Genomic DNA, 25,183 nt, shown 5'->3' with positions numbered 1-25,183 from the left:
TATCAATGGATGACAAGCGTAATCTCGGCGGATTGCAAGCCATTAGCTGACGCCTTCACCTTAATGATCCCCTTCGTTTCACCGGGCCGAATAATAGCGAGACACCGACCCCGATACGTTTTTCTTTCCGGTTGCTGAAAACTAGCCATGTCTGTTGGGTTACCATTACCAACAGCCGCCAGATAACCCTCTCCACTTACCTGAAACGAAAGTGAGGTTTCCGTAGTAGGAACTGTGTTTTCCTGAGCGTCTACCACTTCTGCGGATATATAAGCCAGTTCATCGGGACCTGCTTTCAATGTCGGCCGATCAGCCGTGAGCCGGATATGGTGGGCTGCTGAAGTTGTCGTCAGCCTTACGCGGCCAGTCTCCTGTCCATTGTGTAAACTAACAGCTTCCAATGTTCCGGGCTGATAAGGGACGCTAAAAATAGCGACGATACTGCTGTCCGGCAACGTCTGATCTCCAATTTGGTGACCATTCAGCAGAAGTTGAACTCGTGAGCTTCGGGTGAAAACGCGAACCTGCAAGGGCTTTCCCTCAGCCCCTGGCCAAGTCCAGCTTTGGTGTTCATCGGGCCATCCCCAGTTGGTGACAGACTCTTTCATGCCATTGGGTATAGGCGCGTGAACGGCCATTTGGATGGGACTATTGCGCCAGACCACATCGCGGTAATAGGATTGGGGCTTTTTCGTGCCAATCAGATCTAAATCGCCACAGTAGGCGTTGAACCAGGGCCAGGGCAATACCGCAGTGGTGCTATCTTTCTCACTTTTAGGTTGCATAAGTGAGTGACCAATGGCCGTCTCACCCATGTAATCCATCGCGGTCCAGACGAAGTCGCCGATAACATATGGATGTTTCTCTACCTGTTGCCAGTTCTCGAAAGCTTCTTTAGCAAACGTTTCGGTACCGACCATAATGCGATTTGGAAACTGCTGATGATCTGATTCGTAGTGTTTCCATTCGTAGTTGTACCCACCAACATCTAATAGCGCAAATGCTTTAGCGGACGCGTCCCATTGCATACCGGGGTGTTCCCAGAAACTACAAATGGCCTCCGTCGTCGGGCGGGTCAAATCAAGTTTATGGACCAAACTGACCATTTTTTTAGTTATGACCAGTCCAGATGAGTCAGCACGTTCGCTAATTTCATTGCCGATGCTCCACAGAATAATGGATGGATGGTTTCGGTCTCGCTGAATCATGGCGGTTAGATCGCGTTCCCACCAGGTATCGAAGTCAAGGTGATAATCGTGCGGTTTTTTCAGTCGTTCCCACATATCGAATGCTTCATCAATAACCAGCATCCCTAATCGGTCGCAGGCATCCAGAAAGGCGGGCGATGGTGGGTTGTGGCTACTTCGAACGGCGTTGAATCCGTTTGCTTTCAGTAGTTCGACCTTTCGTTCCTCTGCCCGGTCGATGGCTACGGCCCCCAATGGTCCATTATCGTGGTGGACACAGCCCCCCTTAAGTAAAATGCGTCTGCCGTTCAGGGTGAATCCAGTCTGGGCGTCGAAGTGAATAGTCCGTATCCCAAATTGAGACGATAAACTGTCCACTTTTCGGTTGTTCTGCCAAATCGTTATCGTAGCTCTGTACAGGTAGGGTGTATCAACTGACCACAACGTTGGCTGTGGTATTGACAGCGTTTGGGTGACTATGGCTTGATCGGTCAGGGTTACTGTCTTTTTAATATCTTTTACAAACTGCCCATCCGAGGTTTGTAGAGACACTTGTACGGTGACTTGTGCTGCGCTCGCCTGGTCATTTTTTACGTTTGTACTGATCTGCACCTGCGCAGCTTTACTGGAAACCTGTGGAGTCGTTATGACAATCCCCCAGGGGGCAAGATGAACGGGTTCAGCTATTGTTAGCCAGACGTGCCGATAGATGCCGGAACCTGTATACCAGCGCGTATTTTGCCCCTCATTTCGTACCCGAACGGCCAGAACATTTGGTTGATCTGCTGGACGAAGATAGGGGGTAAGGTCAAATACGAATGGTGTGTATCCATACGCATGATAGCCCAAATGATGGCCATTTAGCCACACATCCACATTCCGGTAAACACCGTCAAACTGAATGGAAATATTCTTTGCTTGATAAGCAGACTTAAGCGTAAAGGTCTTTCGATACCACCCCGTACCGCCAACCGCATAGCCCGTTGAGGTAGCACCCACGCTAGTTTTTGAAAATGGCCCCACAATGGCTTCCGACCCCTGGCCCGGTAGATCCTCGATGCTCCAGTCGTGGGGTAAGCGTAATCGTCGCCAACCAGAATCGTCATACTCAGGCTGCTCTGCCCCAGACACGCTATCCTTTAAAAATACCCATTCCTGATCGAAGAGCTGGGTTCGGACGGCCAGTGTAGTAGGTAGTGACTTACCTGGGTGTTTTCCCGGTTGAGCACTTGTTTCAAGCGTACTGAGTAAGCAAACAATGAGGATTAATGTTCTCATGAACTCGTTTACGAATATCCATTTGTTTTGGGCATCCCTGTTGGCATTGCCTTATTTTGCTTTAATAGGAAACCGGCGGGCTAATAAGCCCGCCGGTTTAGATAAATCACTTCACAAAAAAGACTATTTATGAAGACACTAGTCCTTTTTGATGCTATACAAGAGTTTGTATAAGCTACGCTCACAAATTGGTATTGATGTTTGCATCGCCAATGGGTACCGGATACCAGTAGCTCGATTTTGTAATCGGCCCAATAGGTTTCAAATCATCAGCCGCTTTGTTAGCGGGTGTATTGGCGGTTTCAACCAGTTCAAGCCGTTGTAAATCAAACCATCGGGTCCACTCACCGGCAAACTCCCAGGCTCGTTCGTCAACCACCACATTGGTGAAGTTGGAAACCGATAAATTTGTTACATCGGCTAGCCCAGCCCGCTTCCGTACGGCATTCAGCGAGGTGTAAGCATCCGCGCTGACACCACCACCCGACCGGGCCTGTGCTTCAGCATAAACCAGCAGGACGTGGGCGTAACGAATCATGTGTACTGGCATCGATGACTGATAATTCGTGTTGTCGGCCAGTCTAAATTTGCGGTAGTAGGGGTGCTTTGACTGACTATCCTGCCACGAAATTTTGGTACCATCCGGCTTTGTAAATTCGGTGTAAAATGTAATGTCTTTGCGTTTGCCAGCTGGAAATCGATTAAAGAATCCTACTTCCGCAAAAAAGTCATCCCATCCATTTTCGTCGCCCGGTGTGGCCGAACTGCCATAGAATGCATTGGCTGAACCCCCGTAGTTGACCGACGTCTGGAACGAAAATACTTCTTCCGATGTGCCAACCGAAGCAGGCGTTCCCGACCAGAGCGTTGCCAGATCGGGAACCAGATCAAAGCCATAACTAGCTTTGTTGTCAATTACCTCTTTTGCTTTAGCAGCAGCCAGCGCATACTTGGACGCATCTTTTATTGGCCAACCGCCTTCGGTCAAGTATACATCTGCCAACAGAGCTTTAACCGAACCTTTGTTGGGCCGTCCCGCATCGCGTTTGGTCGTTGGCACGAGCGTTTCAGCCTGTAATAGATCGCTTTCAATTAGTTTGTAGATATCAGCAGGTGCGCTTTTTTGAATTGACAGCAAATCATTCGTAAAGTCGGCGCTCGTAATTAGCGGAACGTTACCGTAGCCACGAACCAGCCAATAGTATCCCAATGCTCGTAGAAAGTAGGCTTCACCTACAATAGCATTAATGGTATTTTGGTCCCCGGCCACGGTCTTATAATTGTTGATAATGTTGTTAGCACCTTGAATGGTCTTATAGCAACCGCTCCAGATCTGAGAAAGCCTTGAGTTCGATGACACTACATCAAATTGATCGGTTTGTCTGAATTCGGCTTTGTTTCCACCACTGAGGGAGGTAACGTCATCGCCCCCCATTACATAGGCTTCTAGGGCGGAGGTTAGAAAACCACGCGCCCAAGTGCGCAGCATACCTTTATACGTACCGGTTAAAGCCGCTTCCAGCCCAGCAACATCCTGAATGGCGTTAGTCCCGACAACCTGTCCTTCGGGTACTTCGTTAAGATAATCGTTGCAGCCAGCCAGGGGTAGAAAAAGAAAGAGTATGATTAATTTTTTCATGACATTACTGAGTATAGGATGTTAAAAAGTAAGGCTCAAACCACCGGTAATCGTCTTTGAATTGGGATACGATCCATAATCGATATTTTGCCCGATATCACCGGAGCCATTGGAGGTTGATTCCGGGTCGATGCCTTTGTATTGAGTGAAGGTCAGCAGGTTGGTTGCGCTCACGAAAACGCTTACGGTACCAATGTTTTTCAGCGTCGATTTGGGCAGATTGTACGACAGACTGATATTTTTCAAGCGTACAAAATCACCTTTCTCCAAAAAACGGGTTGACTGCACGTAAAAATTTTCCTTTACGTTGCTGAACGCCGGAATATCCGACGTTTCGTTAACGCCGGGTATATACCGGTTCTTGATATCGGCAAATGTTGGCTGCCGTGCATCCGTACTACCAACTATCCCATTGGCATACGTGTAATTAAGTTTACTAAAATCAAATAAACCTTGAAAGAAGATGTTCAGTGACAGGCGTTTATAGGTAAACGTGTTGTTCCAGCCCAACGATGTTCTTGGCTGCCCGTTGCCAATTACTTGATAGTCTGCTACGTTAATCACCCCGTCGCCATTTAAATCCTGATAGTGAGCATCACCAGGTTTTTCGCCATAACTAGTCGCCTTATCGGCCTCGTTTGGTTTCCAGGTACCCATGTAGCGTAATCCCCAGAAGGATGTCAGAGACTGTCCCGGAATCAGGACGAACTCGTTCGACGCATAAATAGTATCACTTGTCGAACTTAAACTCACTACCTTGTTTTGGAGTAGAGAAACGTTTAATGAAGTATTCCAGCTGAAGTTATTCTTGTCGATCGGCGTTGCTTCAAGCGAGAATTCCCAACCCTTATTCTGCACCCGACCTACGTTGCGAAGAATGCTGTTGCCACCAACATAGTCCGGCAAGGGTTGGTTTAACAACAGATCACGGGTGTTTTTTACAAAGTAGTCGACTGAAAGGGTTACTTTCCCGTTCAGAAAAGACATATCTGCCCCCCCGTTTATTTGCTCCGTCGTTTCCCATTTCAAATCCGGATTGCCCGGGTTACCGAGGATGATACCATTGGTCACGCCATTGGTGAAATAGCCCGATCGAAACGCGACGGCTGCATCATCCACATTGGTAATATAGGTAGACAGAGTTCCATAGGGATTTATGCCCTGATTACCCGTTAAACCCCAGCTACCCCTTATTTTCAGGTTGCTGAACAGGTGCTGTGACTGCATAAACTTCTCTTCCGACAGTTTCCAGCCCAGCGCCATGGATGGGAAAACACTATATCTGTTCTTTCCCTGAAACTTGGACGAACCATCCCGACGAACCGTCGCTGACACCAAATAACGGTCTTTCAAGGCGTAGTTGACCCGCCCTAAGTACGATAACAAACTCCATTTTCCGTATCCCGAACCAATCTGATTGGACTCGGCCAGTGCCAAGTTGTTAAAGGACTGAGCCGGATAGGTTAAATTAGCTGCATTGGCGTAAAACGATTCGCCGGTTTGCTGCTGGGTTTCAAAAACGCCAGTTATATCCAGCCGATGGATGGTATTGAATACCCGTTTAAACGTCAGCGTATTGGTATTTTGCAGCGTGATCTGCTCACCTGATGTCCGGCTAGCGCGCGGTAAACGGTTTGCAATCACTGGGCCGGAATAATATTTACCCTGCTGGTTATTATAATTGACCCCATACTGCACATCCAGGGCCAGGCCGGGAACAAACTCGTAGCGTACGCCCCCAATCAGGTTAGCCGTTGTGCTATTGGTGCGATTGTCGGCATCGGTAGTTAGGGCAACCGGGTTTTCGAAAATCGACCCAACCGGGTCGCGATAGGTATAGTTACCATCAGCATCCTGAACTGGCGTGGTAGGTGCCCATGCAAATGCTTGGGCAAGTGCACCCGACCGGGCAGCGGTACCGCCGGTGTTATGATTCTCGCGCCGGGTTCCGGTGAAGTTCAACCGTACCGAAAACTTATCTGAAATCTGCGAAGCGATGTTGGAGCGAATCGCGTAACGCTTGTAATCAGAGTTATTGATAATACCATTTTGATTCAGGTAGTTAGTCGAAATTAGGTACGTAGTTTTTTCGTTTCCGCCCGATACACCCAATTGATACTCTTGACCAACGGCTTTGCGGAGTATCTGATCCTGCCAGTTAGTGCCACTGTTTTGCTGATAGCCCGCGATTTGAGCCGGTGTATAGATCGGATTACCACCGGTTGCCGCCTGCCGCTCATTAACCACCTGGGCAAAGTCAGCTGCATTCAGCGTATTAATTTTTTTGAGTACTTCAGATGTCGAGATGCGGGTGTTAAAATTAACCTGCATGCCTTTTTTACTGCCCCCTTTGGTGGTAATGATAATCACGCCATTAGCACCCCGGCTCCCGTAAATAGCCGTGGCTGACGCATCTTTTAGAACTTCCATCGAGGCAATATCCTGCGCGTTGATGTTGTTGAAATCTGCCCCAACGAAGCCATCGACCACGTACAGCGGACTGTTATCTCCGTTAATGGAGTTGGAGCCTCGAATACGGATACGAACATCGCCCCCTGGTGCACCAGCTGAACTAGTAACCTGAACGCCGGCCGCCCGGCCCTGCAACGCTTGATCCAAACGGGTAACCGGCTGATCTTTAAAGTTTTCGGCTGAGATTGATGTTAAGGCTCCTGTTACATCGCCTTTGCGTTGCGTTCCGTACCCCACTACAACAACTTCATTCAACGACTTGACATCGGTTACAAGTACGATTTCCAGCCGCGTACGGTTGTTTACCAGCACTTCCTGTGTGACATAGCCAATCGACGAAACGACCAGCGTATGTGCACCACTTTCGGGCAGATTCAACTTGAATTGACCATTGGCATCGGTCGTTGTACCAATAGAACCACTCCCCTTAAGTACGATTGTTGCTCCAGGAACGGTACCCCCGGTATTATCGATTACCTGTCCGGCAACAACGACGTCAGCATTCTTCTCCGTAAGAAATCTAGGCGTAGTTTCGATCACCTGTTGCTGACCGAATAAAGGCATGCGCTTTAAAAGTACCTGATCACCAGACACTTCATACGTAATCTTTAAAGGTGTCAGCAACTCATTCAGCACAATTGCTAGTTTTACATCTTTTACTTTAAGCGAAGTGGCTCGTCCAGCCTGAATCAACTCCGGACTGTACATGAAGCGAATTCCTGAGGCTTTAGCTAGTTTATCGAGAATGGTTTCTACTTTCTGATTAGTCACCTGAAGCGTTATCCGGCGGTTAAGTAAATCTTGTCCATAGCCATTACGAGCCAATGCGAAGCTGGTAAATAGGGCTATTAAGACAAGCTGAACAAGACTAAGGCGCATTATATAGAATAGCACGTTTTTCAAGGGTATTGATTTCTTCATGTTGAGGGTATGTTAAGAATATATTGAGTAATACAGATTATTGACAGGGTTTTCCGTTAATGGTGATTTGTTGGCCGTTTACCTGGTAGGTAGCCTCTAGAATGGTACAGATCCATAGTAGTTTTTTCTGGAGTGGTTCATCGCCTAGGGTAGCCGACAGACTGCAATTCGCCATGACTTCCCGGTCAAAGTCGATAGATACACCATATGCTTTTTCTAGTGAAGAAAATACAGTTGCAATGGGTGTTGCTTTAAAGTCAAAGGAGGGATGAACGTTTGGTGTTCTTACTGCCGTCCGGGTCAGGCGGGCATCTGTTCGCTCGTATGTTGCTTGTTGATTGGGCATCAGCACCATCCCTGTCAGATCGAGGTTATTTTGTAGTACATTAGCTTTTGGATCTGCTTGCGCGAAAACAGCAACTTTTCCGGTTCTGACCGTTACAATTACTTGCTCGGCTTTCTGATGAGCTTTTACAGTAAAACTGGTTCCTAGAACTTTCGTGACCAGGCCGTTGGCATACACGAAGAAGGGCTTTCTAGGCTCTTTAGTCACTTCAAAGAAAGCTTCTCCCGACATATACACTTCACGCTTGACACCCACAAATACTCGAGCGTAACGAACCCGGCTGTTTTTTCGCAGCACCACTGAACTTCCGTCTGGTAGTAACACATGCATGGCAGGTCTGTCAGTATTGGCAATTGATATCAACTGGTCTGATTGGACTGACAGATCACTTTGTGGATTGGTTTTCCCGACCAGATAGGTACTATATTGCTTGGTATACTGCGTATAGGTAAACCAGCACAGACCCAACAAGAGCACAATTGACGCTGCGGCTACCCAGCGGTAGAAGACCGGATAATGAACCTGGATTATTTTGGGCCTTGTTAATGCTTCCTGATGCTTAGCTTTATTCAGCACTTGCTGTACCCGATCCTTGATATCTTGCTTTGATGAAGTTTCCGGTCGGCCCTGAATCGCCAGTATCGTTAAGCGAGCCTGCTCCAAAACTTCCTGATCAATGGGATAATTCTTAACCAAACTCTCCCAGTAACTGTCATCTTCTGGAGCCTGGCCAATAGCCCATTGAACAAATCGAGGATTTTCTAAAAACTGCTCATAGAGTTTTTCTCTTTGTTGCATGCTAATCTTGTCATGATTAAACTCTTCAATGCTATTATCCAAACGAGGATGCTTACATACTCACTTAATGAAATTTTTTTTAGAAAAAGTGAAATGTGCTCAGCACTATTCGGCACGGTATGAATAAAAACCTTGAGTCTGATAGGGGAGCTTAGGGGTAATTCGAAGGGTTAAACTGAAACCCCAGTAAACCGTAGCAAGTCCACCTTTTCTTATTAATTAAATAAAAATGGAGTTGACAATAGCTTGCTTCAGTCGACAACTGAAGGGATGAGGGTATGGGCAGAACCGTCCCGCTTATGGTGATTATTCACAACCGTCGGTACGCTAATAGTGGAGCGGGATCATGCGGGACCAGCCGATAAAAGGGTCTGTAGGGGCCAGTGGTTAATTATTGTTGTAGGTCGTACCAAAAGTAAGAGGTAATTGGTATCAATAAGGGTATTTTGGTATTCGGTCCTTTACGACACTAAGCACGTTGACAGGGCTTGCGATTACTATAGAAAAGAGTTAACTAGTAGCCTTTATCGAAAATAAACCTCAACTCCCCAATTTATCTAGTCCTCAAAGCTGACTCTAGTAGTTTTGCAGACTTCGGTTGTAGATAAACGGTATTGCTAATTATTAATCCCAGACCAAATTGTGGATAGCTTTGATGCGGAAGTATACGACAATTAACAGGTTAGGTATTATCTTTTCATTGCTTAGGTTGACTAATTAACTCAGCTGAGTCACTACTAAATCGTTCAGTAAAAGGCAAGCCATTGAATTTAATGAGCTACGTATTATCTTGGAAATCAAAACTTTACAATCACTTAGGCAGCTTGAAAAAATCGTTCAGGAAACCCCTTGGACAAATGAACGTCATTTGTAGCAAGGTGATACAGCTTGTCACGTTCCTTTGCTGCTCAAAAGCGTTTACGAAAAGGTTCTTTTAATGGCCACTTATTAGGTAAAAGAGGTACAAATTTAGTTAACCGCGTACGCCGCCGTCGGGATCGATGTTCTAGTGGCCTGGCTTGTCTTTCTTGATGCACAAGTAGTAACCTTATTTAGATCGACGAATGATGAAGGCCGTGGTAATTGGCTCCATGCCTGTTTTGGTATAAAAACCAACGGCTTCCGGGGAAGAGGGCAGAATTAGATTTGCACCCCTCACCCGCATGATATTTGGTTAGTCTGACTAATTCTCTTCCAATACCTTGCTCTTTGTAATCATCTCGGACGACAAGATCTGACAAGTAGCAACAATAACAAAAGTCCGTTAAGGAGGGAGCTATACCCACCAGCTTCGTGTGTTCTTAATCCGTCACCAGCAAGTTGGCCCGGTCATGCATTTGTTTCAATCGATCCCTATCCCTGGACTTGCAACAAAACACTGGACAAATCTTTAAGCAACATTTAAAAATTGCCCACTATAGTAGTAAAAAGGGGAAAGATAACCCAGCGCCGAATGCCTTCGCTGGCGATTATACCAGACCTCTATATATTCAAAGACAGCCTGTCTAGCCGTAGCTCGAGTTTGGAAATCCTGTTGATATACCAATTCCGACTTTAGGCTTTTGAAAAAGCTTTCTGCCACAGCATTGTCCCAGCAATTGCCTTTCCCGCTCATGTGAATCTGCTACTTTAAACTGGACACTACAGTAAGAAACAGCTGCCTAAAAAAAGGTAGCAAGTCCAGTTCTAAACTAAAGACCCCATCCGTGGTTCATGCTAGGTTGTCTAGCGAAAAACTGACTAACCTAAACAGACTATCTGACTGCCTACTACGTATGACTCTGACTTATAGCCGGCGTGGGTCCGGTAAACCACTTTTGCTGCTTCACGGCATTGGCAGTTCCCTGAAGACTTGGGATCTCATTCTGGATGAGTTGGCCACCCAGCGGGATGTAATCGCGCTGGACTTACCCGCTAGCTAGCTAGATGGCCCTATTCATCATGCAAAAGTGGTTAAAACCGAATTTGATACTTGGGAAAGCCAAGGTCTATCCATTTTTTATTTACCTACCTACAGTCCTCATCTGAATCCCATTGAAATTCTGTGGCGCTTCTGCAAATATAAGTGGCTTAACAAAACGCATTATAAAAGCTGGTCAACCTTAAAGAAAGCTATTCTTTATATTTTTAAGGAGTATGGGTCGATATATACCATCAGCTTTACAAACCTTATTGTAAAAAATACCCAAGTTAGTATCAAGCTTAATTCTGCCTAATTACTTAAAGGTAAGTAGTGATTGTTCTTAGATAAACGATCCTTTGCAATGGTAGCGCTCTGCTGAGCAAAATCAGTCAATTAAATGTCCGTCTCTTTGTCCTGTAGGCTACAAACTTGCGTTGACAATTAGTGAAAAATAATCGTTCCATAAAAACTACTCAATCACTGAGCGGCATATCAACATTTGGCAACCGCGTAAGTCCATAGTTTGTTAGTGGCAGAAACCGTTCACGAAAAGGGTGCCTTTCTTGAACGATCACTATGAAAAGTACAAAACATCGAAACGCATAAGAGAGCTTGACCTTGTTCTCACTTTAACGGTATAATGCCATTTTTAGGATAAATTCATAATCGGTATTGGCAGGCGGCTAACCATTCTGTTCACGAGCGAACGTTTATGTACGATTAGGGAAGGCCAAAAGCAACTCAGTTGGAAAGGTGAAGGCCAAAATCGTTGGTCGTAACCAATCGATAGACTTCTCTGTACGCTGCTTCCAAAGTGCACGGATAATGATGGACAGTAGAATCGATCTCGATGCGGTCGCCGGGTTGGCTGCGGTCTTATTGCGTGTCGCTGATGGGTGGGGTGGGATTTAGAAAATTGATGCGTTCCACGGCTGGCAGCCCTCATCCAGCATGCCATAATTGTACAAGCTATCCCCTGAAGACATTTGGTGCGAATCATTGTGGCTCTTCGTTGAGCTGAATAAACCGGCCGTCGAAAGTAATCCGGCCCTGGCAGAGAATGACCACATTTTGGGGCTGTTCTTCGTTCTGTCCCTCCTACCAATGATGTTGCACAAAATCGCGGGCCTCGTCTTCAATATCGATTCCCCGCCAAGGCTGGAAGCTGGCTTGCGCTTCCCCTTCAAAATAACCGACCTGGTGCAGCTTGCTCATAGAATAAATAGCGTGAACCGTCGGTGTTTTTACATAGCAATGTTCAATATCAGGGGTTTGTAAATTAGCCGGCAGGTTGGTCAGGTTGACAGGAGAACTGGTTTAGCGTCGGTAAATGGGTACCAACCAGTGGCCTGCTAGGCTGTCTTTTTTCGCTTGTGTTACCGGGCTGATTCTAGACGTAGGAACTGATTTTTGGGCGGCATAACCTTTGGCTGGTTCCACTCGTTAAGCTTCTAAGAGTACTTATATTCCCTTGCCTTGAACGCTTCTTCGACTACCAATCCATATCCTTTCCTAGCCGGGGGCGGTCAAGCCGGTGAACTCATTCGTCAATTCGACTGGTCAACCGCCTCACTAGGTACGCCTGACCAGTGGCCTTCCAGTTTACGCCAATCGGTGAGCAATCTATTGCTGGCCAGTCAGCCCATGCTCGTGTTGTGGGGCCAGGAGCATATTTGTTTCTATAATGACGCCGTCATGCCCAGTCTGGGTCCCCAGATGCACCCCGCCATTGGCCAGCCTGCCCGGGACATCTGGGCGGAAGGCTGGGATTTTATGGGTCCCTTGCTGGCCGGTGTGCTTAAAACGGGTGAGCCGGTTAGGGTTCAGGAGGCACCCGTCACCTTTTTTCGAAATGGACAGACCCAGACCATGTACTGGACATTTTCCTATAGTTTGATTCGGGACGAGGCAGGCCACCACGGGGGCGTATTGGTCAACGGCCTGGAAACCACCCAGGCCGTACACACCCGGCAAGCCTTAGGACGCAGTCAGCAGCTATTCGATAACCTGTTTACCTCGGCTCCCGTGGCCATTGCCCTCTTTGATGGCCCTCAATTTGTCATCGAGCAGGCCAATGAGCTGGTGTTGGAATACTGGGGCCGTAGTCGGGAGCAGGTCATTCATAGACCCTTGTTTGCCGCTTTACCCGAAGCGGCTGGCCAGGGCTTTGAAGAACGTCTGACCAAGGTGTATACCACCGGCGAACGCTTCATCGCCAAAGAACTGACGGTTACCCTGGAGCGCAACGGGCGATTGGCACCGACCTATATTGATTTTGTCTACGAACCGGTTCGCCAACTCGATGAAACCGTTACCGGCGTCTTAGTGATCTGTACCGAGATTACCGAGCAAGTACTGGCCCGGCGAAAGGTGGAAGAAAGCGAAGCCCGTTTCCGCTCGCTGATTGAAGAAGCACCCGTGGCCACGTGTTTGTTTGTGGGGCCACACATGGTGATCGAAATGGCTAATGAAGCCATGATCGGTGTGTGGGGGAAGGGCCCCTCCGTCCTGGGCCAGCCCCTGGCGCAGGCGTTACCCGAACTCAAAGAGCAACATTTTCTGACGACCCTGGATCACTTGTTTAGGAGCGGCGAGATCTACGACATAAAAGGGGGACGCGCTGATTTAGTAGTTAAGGGCGTGCTCAGTACGTACTATTTCGACTACACCTTTAAGCCCCTGCGCAACCAGGCCGGTGCGGTCTACGCCATTCTGGAAACGGCCATTGATGTCACCAAGCAAGTAAAGACCCAGCAGCAATTGATCGCCAGCGAAAACCGGTTTCGTAGTATCGTTGAGCAGGCCCCCATGGCCATTGGTCTACTGAGTGGCCGGGAGATGGTCATTGAGGTGGGCAATGCGAAAATTTTTGACATGTGGGGGAAGGACGAGTCCATTAAGGGTTTGCCCATTAGCGAGGCCCTACCTGAACTACAGGGGCAAGTATTTACCGCCCTACTGGAAGGGGTTTATGATACGGGCGAGCCCTACTTGGGCCATGGGGTGCTGGCCAACCTGGTGCGCCATGGCCAACTCGAAGATGTCTACTTTGACTTTGTCTATACGCCCCTGCGGGACAATGACGAGCAGATCACGGGCGTGATGGTGCTGGCCACCGAGGTTACCCTCCAGGTACTGGCCCGCCAACGCGTGGAAGCCAGCGAAGTGCGGTACCGAACGTTAGCTGAAGCGTTGGAGCAACAGGTGCAGCAACGAACCCAGGAGCTAGCGGCCGCTAACCAGCGCCTGGCCGCTAACAACCAGGCGCTGGCCTCCAGTAACGAGGAATATGCTGCCCTGAATAAAGCAATGGAAGAAGCCAATCGCTTGTTAGTGCGCTCCAACGATAACCTGCAAACCTTTGCCTACGTGGCGTCTCACGACTTACAGGAGCCCCTGCGCAAAATTCAACAGTTTGGGGATCTGTTGCAAAAAGAGTATGGGGTATCGACCGGTAATCAACCCCTGGATTACCTCCAGCGGATGCAATCAGCGGCCTCTCGCATGTCGATGCTGATTAAAGACCTGCTGAATTATTCCCGGCTGACAACCCGGCGTGATGAGCAGAAAAGCCTGTCTCTCCAGGAGGTAGTCGGTAATGTATTGACTGATCTGGAACTAGTCGTTGCGGAAACGCATGCTCAAATTGCGGTGGATCCCTTGCCCCACCTGATGGGTGACGCTTCCCAACTGGGTCAACTGTTTCAGAACTTAATTAGCAACGCCTTGAAATTTAGTCGGGTCGATGCTGGGGGCGTACCGGTCGTTCCCCAGATTGCTATTCGGTACGCGCTCATTGAGGCCAGGGAGTTGCCCCGTTCGGTAAAACCGGTCCGTCTGGCCGAGCAGTATCACCGGATTGAGGTCGCCGATAACGGCATTGGCTTTGAGGAGAAGTATCTGGATCGCATTTTTGAGGTATTTCAGCGGCTGCATGGCAAGAATCAGTTTGCGGGTACCGGTATCGGCCTGGCCATCAGCGAACGGGTCGTAGCCAATCATGGTGGTGCCATTACGGCCCGTAGTCAGCCGGGCCAGGGGGCTACCTTTCAAGTATACTTTCCAGCCTAGGCTGCGGCCGGTGGTTAACTGGCCGCTATCAGATTAAGCTTTAGGAAGGGACATGCCGTATGGGATGAATTTCGTAACGAGCACCGGCTTACCCTATCCACTCTATGCTATGGCTCTGGGTTCTCCCCACGTTTGGATCGTCGGTGATGATACCCGCCACGGCGGACCGTGATGATCAGTATTTTTTTGAGCAAGCCCTAAAAACGCTGGTTCCTTCGATGACCATCCGCGCTCTGTATGACGGAGAGGAGTTGCTAGCCGCCCTGGAACAATGCGAAACAGTCCCTAATCTAATCCTGTTGGATCTGCATATGCCCCAGGTAAATGGGTTTGATGCCTTGGCGCAAGTTCGGTCTGAAGTCCATCTAAAGGAGTTACCGGTGGTGGTGCTCAGCACCTCTTCTACGGAGCAGGATCGGCAGCGGGCCCTACAATTAGGTGCCGATGGTTTTCTGACCAAACCCCCTATCCTGGATCAGATTTCGTCCCTGTTTGGGACCTTCGTTAAGGAGTGGCAATTAATTACAGTAACGATTCGATTTTAACGGCTCTAAGCAGTTCCAATTTATTATACCAGTAAGTTAAGTGGTTTTCTGCAACGCATAAAAGTACTATTTGTGAACAGTAAAATTGATCTGGGAACTTTTTAGTTAATAATTATCAAAGTAAAAATACTGAATTTACTAATTGCGTTCACGAAAACCCCTGGCCAAATAAACGCTTATTCTAACTCACGAAAATAGTCTGACCCTTATCTTTAAAGGCAGAAAACGTCCAAGGAAAGGTCGCCTTTCACGAACGTCTACTAAGAAAAATACAAATCTTGAAAAGGAAATAAGAGACTAAGTTTATTTATGCTTTGTCGGTAAAGTACTATTTTCGGGACAGATTTAAAATGATTATTGGCTCGTCGTTAGCAACTCTATTTATCAGTTGACGGACATTAATATAAGGGTCAATAAACCGTCTTGCGTTTAGAGGAATTTGTGAAAATTTACCAGGATAAATACGTTAGAATGACCCTTACCTATATGTTTTCCAAAGCTAGGTTATGCGGTCATTGACGGAAAAAGAGATTACGGGTTTATACGCTTGAATTGGACTTTCTTAACCAATTTAAATCTAAAAAAACAGTCACTGGTCTACCGCGGCTAGTCAGGGCAACTTGAAACCCATCCCATAACAGTTTCGTCGGACTTGTTACCCCCCCGCCGATTCATGCTCGCCTAACTTAACCCTAAATTGCTGACCGGAAAAATGGTTGATTGACAGTAATTAATTGGTTTCCTCGTTTCAATAGGTTCCTTTGATGCGCTTAAAAGCAAATCCACTCCAGTCCTGATTCCGGCGAACTAATGTGTAAGACGGATGGGTGGGATGATAAGCCGTCACTTGAAGATGGCCCACCGGATTCCCTGTAAATTCGAGCTTAAGGCTTGGATCGTTCAACTGGTGAAAGCGGTTGGCCGACTCCCGCACCAATCGAAGGTCATTACGGTCAAAACGGATTAGGTATAAACTGATGTCTTGCAGGACAAACTGAAAGCCAAAATCATTCGAGTCCAGATGGATGCCTAACACACCGGGAATGGATTTGTAAGCACTAACTTGTCTGGGTTGTACTGGATTAGTCGTCTTTGGCAACGTTGGTCCCAAAAGTACATCCGCCATCTGTCGGGTCTGGGTAGCGGGAAGCGTTTTTCCACTGTTGGTACTGTTATCACCGAAAGGCCATCCGTGGCAAACCGGATCAGCGTGGCCTTCCAGGTCCCGGTTGCCCCCTCGCGAAATCGGTAAGAAATGCCATGATACTGGCCAAACGCCAAACCATAGCCGTACGAAGTGACCAGAGAATTTTCGACCAGTTGCTGGCTTCGCTGAATCAAACCAGTCGGTAAAGAATCAGGGTGGCAGCGTTGAATAATCGTTTCCCAGGCTAACTACAGATAGATACTGAGCTAACCCAGTTTGGCAGTAGACTACATGGGCGTCTCGGTTGGCCAACGCCTGTAAGCGATTAGGCTCCTCATCACTTCGGGATGAGGGGGAATGGTATAAGTGATACTGAATGGCCCCGAATCGAATGAACCGTAAGCGACGACCTAACTGAATTAGCCGAATGGCCAGATCCGTGTCCTCCCACCCCCACCCCGTAAAACGCTCGTCATAGCCGTTAACGGCCAGTAAATCCGCCCGCCAGAAGGCCATATTGCACCCGATGACGTATCGGTAGTGTTCGTTCCAATGGTAGAACCGGGCAAATGGCTTTTGTAAGAAGGGTACCCACATGCGATGCCAAGTTAGCCGGATTTGTTTAAGGGAAGTGGGAGAATGAGTCCGGGGGTTGGCTAATAGTTGGTTGGTTTGTTGTTGAGTCAAGAGAAACTGATTGCCCGAATAAAAGCTGCCCGCTTTGGCGACCCGCAACTGATCGGCGACGAACTGCGGGTGCAAAATCACGTCCCCGTCAATCTGAATAAGATAACTACCTGTAGCCATGGCGATGCCTTTGTTACGTATCTGAGCGAGTTTGAACCCCTGATCCGCTTGCCAGATATGAAGCAAGGGGACTGGACTTCGGACCTGTAGCGCCAAAATCACCTGCCGGGTTTCATCCCGGGAGCCATCGTCGCACACAATAATCTCGTTCGGTAACCGGCTTTGTCGAAACAAGCTGTTCAGACAATGCGTCAAGGCATCGGGGCGATTGTAGGTGGCGACTAAAACACTGCAAGTCGTGATAGCGGTCCGTTTTCTCATTGATGGTCATTCCGGTTATTACAAGTAGTATGTCAATTGTACTAGTAAGTGAGTAATGGCTTCGTTGGAGTATTTTGATTAGAGATTGAGTTCTATGTACCTAGGGTAGCCATTGGAAATAACCCGTACGCTACGGATAGTAGTGAATAGGTATCGAAAAAGGGGTATCCAAGAAACTCCTTCTTTAGTTAAATGATAGGGGGATGAACCAACCTGATTTGAGCGGACCAACTAGTGAAGATTCACGCCCTAAGATTCGTTTTTAAGGCTTCGCTCAGGAAGGACAGGATGATAACAATCTCAGATTGAATGGCGTTGACTAGGTCACCTAATGATTCTGCCTCAGTCATCTCCAGCTGTTCTAAAGTAGCTGCCAGTTGGGCTAGACTGGGCATACCGGCACTCAGAGCAGTCCCCCGCAGCTTATGACCCGTCGCTTTCAAACCGTCTGTATTCATCGCTTCGGCCTGCTGCAACAGCCCGGATAGGGACGATTTTAACTCGCTTGCCGCCACTTCCATTAACTGGTTCACCAAGTCTACATCTTGCCCGGCCATCGTTTTCAGGACGTCAAAGTTGACGTGATCACCCAAGGCCAGGGTTTGCTCATCCCGGGGGGGAATGGGCAAACTCGCCAGCCACTTTTGAAACAGGGGAACCAAAGAGGCTTCGACAATGGGTTTGGTAATAAAATCATCCATGCCCGCGGCCAGACATTTCTCGCGTTCCCCTTTGACGGTACCCGCCGTCAGGGCAATGATCGGGGTATGGCTCCCCGTTTCCATTTCCCGAATTCGGTGGGCGGCCTCGTACCCGTTCATCACCGGCATCTGAATATCCATTAGGATTAGATCAGGCTTGTCTTGCTGATACATCGCCAGAGCTTCCTGTCCGTTGATGGCTTCCCCGATTTGCGCGTTGGGCACCAGCCGGGAGACAATGGTCTTAGCCAATAATTGGTTTACGGGGTTGTCTTCTACTAATAAGATCTTAACCCGTGCCGTATCAATTGGCCTGGGTTGACGAATCGGGATTGGCGCTGATATTTCTTCCTGGCGACCTAAGCGCGACAGGGCCTGAAATAACTCCGTCATCTTAACCGGCTTGACTATGCGTTGATGAATGGCTAACCGTTCACTGGCCTTGATGAGCCGCTCATCGTCCGATGAACTGTGGAGCAGAATGATGACGGGCTTCTCCATGGCGGCGGGGAAATTAGCCCGTATTTTTTCAATAGTTTCTATCCCATCCATGTAAGGCATATGATAATCCATCAGAATCACGTCGTACTGCTTTTGCTGGCCTAGTAGTTGGAGGGCCTCAAAGCCGTTACTGGCTTCGTCGACGCTAATTTGTTTTAACAGAAACATTTGCCGTAAGATCAGTCGATTGTTCTCGTTATCATCCACCAGCAGTACCTTCTTGATCAGGCTCATAGCCTGCCAGTTGATGGGATCGCCAATTTCCGTTTTTAGCCGCACGTCAAAGAAAAAACAACTTCCCTCCTCCGGTTTACTAACTAGCTCAAGGCGGCTACCCATCAAGCCCAACAGTTTGTTGGAAATGGTTAGGCCCAGACCCGTGCCGCCGTATTTTTTGGTAGTCGAGGCATCTTCCTGGGCGAAGGCGTCAAAAATGCGATCTTGCATCTGGGCCTTAATGCCAATGCCCGTATCGCGGACCTCAAACCGGAAGCTAACATAATCTTGAGTAGGATCGGTTAAGGGCTTGATGGCTAATTCAATTTCCCCTTGCTGGGTGAATTTGACGGCATTGCCCAGCAGATTCACCAGGATCTGTTTCAGGCGCACCGAGTCGATGTAGATAAAGCGGGGTAAATCGGCCGACAGATTTAGTAACATTTCAAGCCCCTTATTCTGCGCCTGGTAGGTTATGATATCGGCCGCCTGACTAGCGATATCGTACACATCCACTCGGTCAATAGCGAGTTCCAGCTTACCCGCTTCAATTTTCGAAAAGTCCAGAATATCGTTAATTATACTTAACAACGCATTCGCCGATTGGTCAACGATAGACAGGTATTGATGCTGGGTCTCATTCAGAGATGTCTTCAGCAACAAATCGGTAAACCCGATAACCCCGTTCAACGGGGTGCGGATCTCGTGGCTCATGTTAGCCAGGAATTCAGATTTGACCCGACTGGCCTGCTCCGCTAGTTGCTTGGCTTTCTGAAGTTCGTCCCGTTGCTGGCAGGCTTGGGTAATATCCTGGGTAAACATCATGATGCCCCCCATGGAGCCGTCAAACTGGTACCAGGGTCTTACCTCCCAGGAAAGGTATTGATCCTGATGCCAGCCCTGGGGTCGCCAGGTCTGCTCTTCCCGCTTTTCGACGGCCCCATTGCTACAACGCTCGAAGATGGCCCGCCAGTTCTCCGATTGGTTCGGGAACACCTCATAATGCGATAAGCCAATGACACTGCCCGATAAGCCATAATCTTCCATCCAGCGATTACTGACGGCTAGATAGGTGGCCGATCGGTCAACCATCGCCACCGCCGCCGGGGCATGTTCAACGAAGGCCGTTAATCGGAGTTTTTCATTGAGTAAAGCCTGACCGGCCCGTTTCTTATCATCAATGTCCTGGAAGATGCCATACAGGCGTTGGCAGATTCCCGAGTCAAATTCAGCCGTTCCCACCACCCGAATCCATATTTCATTTCCTTTAGCGGTTGTAATGGGAAGCTCTAAATCGTACGACTCACCCTGGTGAAGTGCCTGGTCAACGGCCTGGAGAATCCGTTGCTGATTTTCCCCTTTAAAAAAGGAGATAGCCTCATCAAAGGTGGGATCAAACTCAGCGGGTACTTCGTGGATGGCTTTGGTAACGGCCGACCAGTATACCGTCTGCTGATTAACATCCACCTCCCAGGTGCCAATTCGGGCCACCTCGTTGGTTTGTTCCAACATTTTCTTGGTCCAGGTTAGATCCACTTCCAGCTGATGCCGCCGGGTAATGTCGATCGCATTGCCGATAACGTAGGCATCCCCGTTGAGCTCTCTTTCGAGCACGTTGGCAAATAACCAGATTTGAAGGGAGCCGTCTTTATGGTAGGTATGAAGTAGGCCGTTGGCTTTGCCCTTTTGTTGTATGACTTGCAAATATCCGTCAAAGGCGGTGTGCTGGGACGGGGGGATAATCGACTTCAACGGCTGACCAATTAGTTCGTCGGGTTGGTAGCCTAGGGCCTGAGCGCCAGCAGTATTAACCGTCAGTAATTTACCCTCCAGATCATGAATACACATAAGCCCCTGGGAGTTTTCGAAGAAAGAGCGGAATTTATTCTCGGACTGGTACAGCTGCCGTTCCCGTTGTTTTTGGACGGTGACGTCCCGGGCAATAGCAAACAGATAACCGGTAGCGGATTCGGGCGTAGCCACCCACTGGAGACACCGGTAATGGCCCTCTTTAGTCCGAAAGCGGTAGCTAAACTGAGTGGCTAGATTACCCGTAGCCAATTGATTGATGGCTTCCTCCGCCCCCAATCGGTCATCGGGGTGGACCAAGTGGAGAAAGGGGGTGGTTAATAAATAATCTTCGTCCCAACCCAGTAACTGGCTAAAGGCGGGATTCAATTTTTTCAAATACCCATCTACCCCGGCCACAAAGATCAAATCATTCGACAGGGTAAACAGATTCTCAAAGTAAGTAAGCTCTTGCTTTTGCCGATGGTCAACAATAAGCGAGGTGGCTATTTCACCCAGTAGTTGTAAGGCTTTTTGCTGGCTTTGGGTAAGCTTTCTGGGGGTGTGGTCTAATACACAGAGTGTGCCCAGCGCGTACCCGTCCGGATCGGTTAAGGGATAGCCTGCGTAGAAGCGGACATGGGGTGCTGAAGTGACCAGTGGATTTAACTTAAAGCGGCTGTCCTGGGTGGTATCCTCCACTTCGAATAGCGTGCTATCCAGAATAGTATGCTGACAGAAGGCAATGTCCCGACTGATTTGGTCCAGCTCAATACCCAGGGTTGATTTACACCAAAGCTGATGCTCGTCAACTAGGGAAACCAGTGAAATGGGAGTCTGGCAAATTAGCGACGCTAGTTGAGTAAGTCGATCAAATGCCTCATCCGGCACCGTGTCCAGAATTTGATAGCGTCGCAAGGCTTCTAGTCGGTTTAGCTCGTGAGGGGTAACAGACATATCGTCTAATCGGTAAGTATTCATTCAATTGGTGTGCTAATATAGTTTACATATTAATATATATGTAAACAAAACTGTCATACAGTATGCAATAAATAAACTTGTTGGACTTATAATAGTATAGTAGAGATTTTTAAGCCGCCATTGAGGAGGTGTAAAAATGAGATTATTGTTAACTGGGCGTTGGGTAATTCAACACCGGGTAGCGGCTTAATTGGTTTATCGGCGAAGAAAACTGATTGATAAATAAGCTGATTATTGTATTGTTGATTACACCTGACCGCTCTGGCCTTTAGGTTTGAGAGCGGGTAGTAAATCAGGATTATGCTAGCTTGCCAGACAGACAACCCAGCGCATCAGAAGAGCGACTATCACGCCTTGAGATGGTACCCGTATAAAAAGGTGTGGTACAGAAATGTGCTCAATGAAACCATTGTAGCACGGGCTTATATCTTTGATTTTAATTTCTGTTTAGCTTAACCAGTAGCATACGTATCATTCATTTATAATTTTGCAGTGCAAATATTAATTAATAATACGGCATCTATAATCGGCGCTTTTATCAAAATTTTATACAGTAGAATAACTTAAAAATGGTCTATTTAAAGCTGAAAAGATTTCAAACATTTTAACTTTATGCTATATTAATAAAGTACAATTTTTAAAATCTTTCACTTTCGTTCACGAAAATGCTGTCTTGATTGACATTTTTACTTTTGGTTAAGATATGCTCATACTCGCATTAGGCAACTCAATAATGAACTTACTGCCATTCCCTACCTGACTTTCAACCAGCAGTAATCCCCCGTGCCCTTGGGTGACAATGTCATAGGAGAGCGACAAGCCCAGACCTGTGCCCTCCCCCGTTGGCTTGGTGGTGAAAAAGGGTTGAAAGATCTTTGCTTTTACTGACTCGGCCATCCCTGTCCCATTGTCACCTACCCGTATTTGCGTATGCCCATCCATTAAACAGGTCTCAAGAGTGATTCTGGGCGTATAGTCCGTGACGGCAGTTTTCTGCTTTTGGCGCACCGCGTAAAAGGCGTTCGTGTAGAGGTTCAACAGCACGCGACCAATCTCCTGGGGGATCACTTCCAGACGAGGTAAGGCCGCTCCAAAATTCGTGGTCAACTCGGCAGTGAAATCCTTATCTTTGGCCCGCTGGCCCTGGTAAGCAATCTGGAAATACTCCTTCGCCAAGACGTTTATATCAACCCATTCACGATTACCTTGGCTTGAGCGACTGTGTTCGAGCATGCCCTTGACAATGGCCGAAGCCCGCTTGCCGTGCTGGGTAATCTTTTGGAGGTTTTGTTTGAGGTCGTCTAGCAACTCCGTTTCCAGCGCCCTATCAGGGACCAACCGGTGCTGCTGTGCCTGCAGTTCATCGACCAACTCATCCGACACCTCGGAGAAATTATTGACAAAGTTAAGCGGGTTCTGAATCTCATGGGCAATGCCCGCTGTCAGCTCGCCTAAACTCGCCATTTTCTCCTTTTGGATGAGTTGTTGCTGGGTAGTGCGCAGGGTAGTCAGGGAATGAGTTAGTTCGGCGGTTCGCTCAGTGACTTGTCGTTCCAGCTCGTCGTTCTGGCGAGTCAGCAGCAGCTGTTTTTCCTGCTCCTGGATTAGGGCTTGGGTCGACAACTGATCAACTTGACACAATTTGTCCTGAAGCGTTCGATAGGTACGGGCGTAATCGCGTACCAGCGAGAGCGACAACCCGATTGGAATGCTGAACAAGGCCAGCAAGAACAGCATCAAGACTGGAATTATGACCCAGTCCTGACCAGCCCCCAACTTAAATTGGCGTACCAAAAGACTCATCAGAATGGCCATTGGCACTACCGCTACTAGGGCTAGTAGTGTCACTCTGAGTGAATTCCAGGGCAGACGGGCGTCCGGGTCCGGGACATGGCGCTTGGCCAGCCAGCTCACCCGGATGTAGTCAATTAACACCCCTACAAACGGAACCCAGACTAAGTTATCGGGCAGTCGAGCCACCACAACCGCGTAGCCAGCAGACCCCATTTGCACCACCACCAGGCTCCAGAATACCCAGCCGGGACGCCGATCCAGATAGGTATAGACCGCCAGAAGCAGTAACGCGAATGCCGCGTTGATCCCCAGTTGGCTCAGAGCCCCACGCAGCGAGTCCAGGGTAAGCGTACCGATGTAATGTTCGGCGTAATCGGTCAGAAATGTCAAAGTAAACGCCAGCATCGTAGCGCTCAACACGCGATGGACCGCTTGAGCAGGGTTAGCCCGGTAGAACAGCCAATGCAGCAAACTGAGCAACCCAAAAACACCGACCAACAAGCCCGATAGACCCGCAGCGATCTGCTCTTGATCAAGCAACTTAAGCCCGGCTTGATCCCAGGGGTCAATATCGAGTCGAAAGGGGTCTTTGTCAATTACAGTGCCGATTAGAAGGTCTGGCCGGAAGGCGTAGCGCACAGCCAGGGTATGTTGATTGGTATCGGCAATTCGAATGGGTAACAACGCCACGACCCGTTGCGATCCGCCTGAATCGTAGTGGACCGGCTTAAGGATGGCCAGCCGTTGACCATCGAGGAAGACCTCTGAGCGGCCAAATTGACGAATGGTCAGCATCAAGTCTTGGTGAGTCAATCGTCGGAGCCGAAATGTTTGGCGGAACCAGCCTCGCTTAGCTTGCCAGAGTTGGGGGTTTTCATCCAGATCAACACTGGGTGCTACGGCGATCCAGTGTTGATCCTTGTAGATCGGACTAGCCCACTCGATACTGTCACCGGCTCGAAACCGCCATTTGTCCGCCAAAGCTACCTTGCGATCCACTGTTGCCTTAAAAACGATAGCTTGAGCGGTGGCTTGGTTGACCGCCGCTAACAGTCCAATACGCACAATCAATAGGCCTAAAAGTCGCATCATACAGCCAAGTTACGCCCATCAAGTCTGTTGCGCAAGATTTAGGCGTTAGTAGCCTACACGAGCGCCCTGTCTTGACCACCGGTCGCCTTAGCGGGCATTGCTAAACCGTACTATCCTCACCCATGAATGACGCTTGCCCTTCTTGGGTGAGGATAGTACGCTGACTTTTCAGACGCTTAACGCTGCCGAAACCGATTTGGCCGCTGTTTGGTCAATCTCTTTTTAAGGTTGACTCGAATCAAGCAGCTATGTGCCTAGTTGGCTATCGCTTTGGGGCAAGTAATTAAATTGCCGTCGTTTGACTTTCCCTTGCTGAAGACAGAAAGAACGTTCCATCTAGCCTAGAATTGGTTAGGTCCCCGTGAGCCGTATGAGTCGATACAGGAATGAATCCTGTAATTGAGTTAAATCTAATGGGCTGCTTCCTGCGTATACCTCTACTTCTACCGCTTATTGTTTCTATCCTGTTTTTTGACGTGAAAAAAATAAACCCGGTTGCATGGCGGCCGGACTTATTGCTTCTATCCACACCATAAAGACCTAACCCGAAGGCTAGCGTCTTCTTGATGAGCAGTAAACAGGCTGTTGATTCGGTTTGTTCGAAGCCTGGTAGCGGATAGCTTTATACCGGGATGACCTCTCGCCACAGGCTTTCCCCTGGGGAAGATTCCTTAATTCAGGGTGAGAAATTGATTTTTCTGGTTTATTACAAGGCTTAAACGGTCATTTGAGATT

Annotated in this window: 13 protein-coding genes and 1 pseudogene; 4 read left to right on the top strand and 10 right to left on the bottom strand. The window is 48.3% G+C overall.

Annotated elements, in window-relative coordinates:
- Positions 1-2: 2 nt before the first annotated feature.
- From CWM47_RS36475 to CWM47_RS36455, 6 genes and pseudogenes are all read right to left on the bottom strand, one after another.
- A complete protein-coding gene (locus CWM47_RS36475; protein ID WP_100993398.1) occupies positions 3-2,465 on the bottom strand; it encodes a glycoside hydrolase family 2 TIM barrel-domain containing protein in 2,463 nt (820 codons plus the stop codon).
- A 181-nt stretch (positions 2,466-2,646) separates the two neighbouring features.
- Positions 2,647-4,104: a RagB/SusD family nutrient uptake outer membrane protein gene (locus tag CWM47_RS36470; RefSeq protein ID WP_100993397.1), complete on the bottom strand. Its 1,458-nt coding sequence runs from the start codon at positions 4,102-4,104 to the stop codon at positions 2,647-2,649.
- A 21-nt stretch (positions 4,105-4,125) separates the two neighbouring features.
- Complete coding sequence (locus tag CWM47_RS36465; RefSeq protein WP_100993396.1) at positions 4,126-7,497, bottom strand: TonB-dependent receptor; 3,372 nt, start codon at positions 7,495-7,497, stop codon at positions 4,126-4,128.
- A gap of 37 nt (positions 7,498-7,534) precedes the next feature.
- Positions 7,535-8,641, bottom strand: a complete 1,107-nt coding sequence (locus CWM47_RS36460) for a FecR family protein (RefSeq protein WP_100993395.1) — start codon at positions 8,639-8,641, stop codon at positions 7,535-7,537.
- Between the two features lie 1,052 nt (positions 8,642-9,693).
- Entirely contained in the window at positions 9,694-9,927 is a 234-nt protein-coding gene (locus CWM47_RS40545; protein ID WP_394341971.1) for a hypothetical protein, read from the bottom strand.
- A 104-nt stretch (positions 9,928-10,031) separates the two neighbouring features.
- Positions 10,032-10,256, bottom strand: a pseudogene (locus CWM47_RS36455) (IS3 family transposase); the annotation flags it as partial.
- A gap of 160 nt (positions 10,257-10,416) precedes the next feature.
- Between CWM47_RS36455 and CWM47_RS36450 the strand changes: the two are divergent.
- The 4 genes from CWM47_RS36450 (at position 10,417) to CWM47_RS36435 (ending at position 15,160) form a co-directional block, all read left to right on the top strand.
- Positions 10,417-10,563 (top strand): alpha/beta fold hydrolase, encoded by a 147-nt coding sequence (locus CWM47_RS36450; RefSeq protein WP_240625624.1) that lies wholly within the window; start codon positions 10,417-10,419, stop codon positions 10,561-10,563.
- 12 nt (positions 10,564-10,575) lie between these two features.
- Positions 10,576-10,857: a transposase gene (locus CWM47_RS39935; protein ID WP_100992318.1), complete on the top strand. Its 282-nt coding sequence runs from the start codon at positions 10,576-10,578 to the stop codon at positions 10,855-10,857.
- Positions 10,858-12,020: 1,163 nt separating this feature from the next.
- Positions 12,021-14,615: a PAS domain-containing sensor histidine kinase gene (locus CWM47_RS36440; RefSeq protein ID WP_100993394.1), complete on the top strand. Its 2,595-nt coding sequence runs from the start codon at positions 12,021-12,023 to the stop codon at positions 14,613-14,615.
- A gap of 104 nt (positions 14,616-14,719) precedes the next feature.
- Entirely contained in the window at positions 14,720-15,160 is a 441-nt protein-coding gene (locus CWM47_RS36435; protein WP_240625635.1) for a response regulator, read from the top strand.
- Positions 15,161-15,908: 748 nt separating this feature from the next.
- Here CWM47_RS36435 and CWM47_RS36430 read toward each other — a convergent pair.
- From CWM47_RS36430 to CWM47_RS36415, 4 genes are all read right to left on the bottom strand, one after another.
- Positions 15,909-16,286 (bottom strand): hypothetical protein, encoded by a 378-nt coding sequence (locus CWM47_RS36430; RefSeq protein WP_100993393.1) that lies wholly within the window; start codon positions 16,284-16,286, stop codon positions 15,909-15,911.
- Positions 16,287-16,517: 231 nt separating this feature from the next.
- Positions 16,518-17,375 (bottom strand): glycosyltransferase family 2 protein, encoded by an 858-nt coding sequence (locus tag CWM47_RS36425; RefSeq protein WP_100993392.1) that lies wholly within the window; start codon positions 17,373-17,375, stop codon positions 16,518-16,520.
- A 242-nt stretch (positions 17,376-17,617) separates the two neighbouring features.
- Positions 17,618-21,562, bottom strand: a complete 3,945-nt coding sequence (locus tag CWM47_RS36420) for a PAS domain S-box protein (RefSeq protein WP_240625634.1) — start codon at positions 21,560-21,562, stop codon at positions 17,618-17,620.
- Between the two features lie 696 nt (positions 21,563-22,258).
- Entirely contained in the window at positions 22,259-24,448 is a 2,190-nt protein-coding gene (locus CWM47_RS36415) for a sensor histidine kinase (protein WP_240625633.1), read from the bottom strand.
- Positions 24,449-25,183: the final 735 nt, after the last annotated feature.

The organism is Spirosoma pollinicola, from assembly GCF_002831565.1.
In the GTDB taxonomy this organism is placed as follows: Bacteria; Bacteroidota; Bacteroidia; order Cytophagales; family Spirosomataceae; genus Spirosoma; species Spirosoma pollinicola.
The sequence above is the reverse complement of the archived record's forward strand: the minus strand, read 5'-3'. Positions and strand labels throughout refer to the sequence as shown.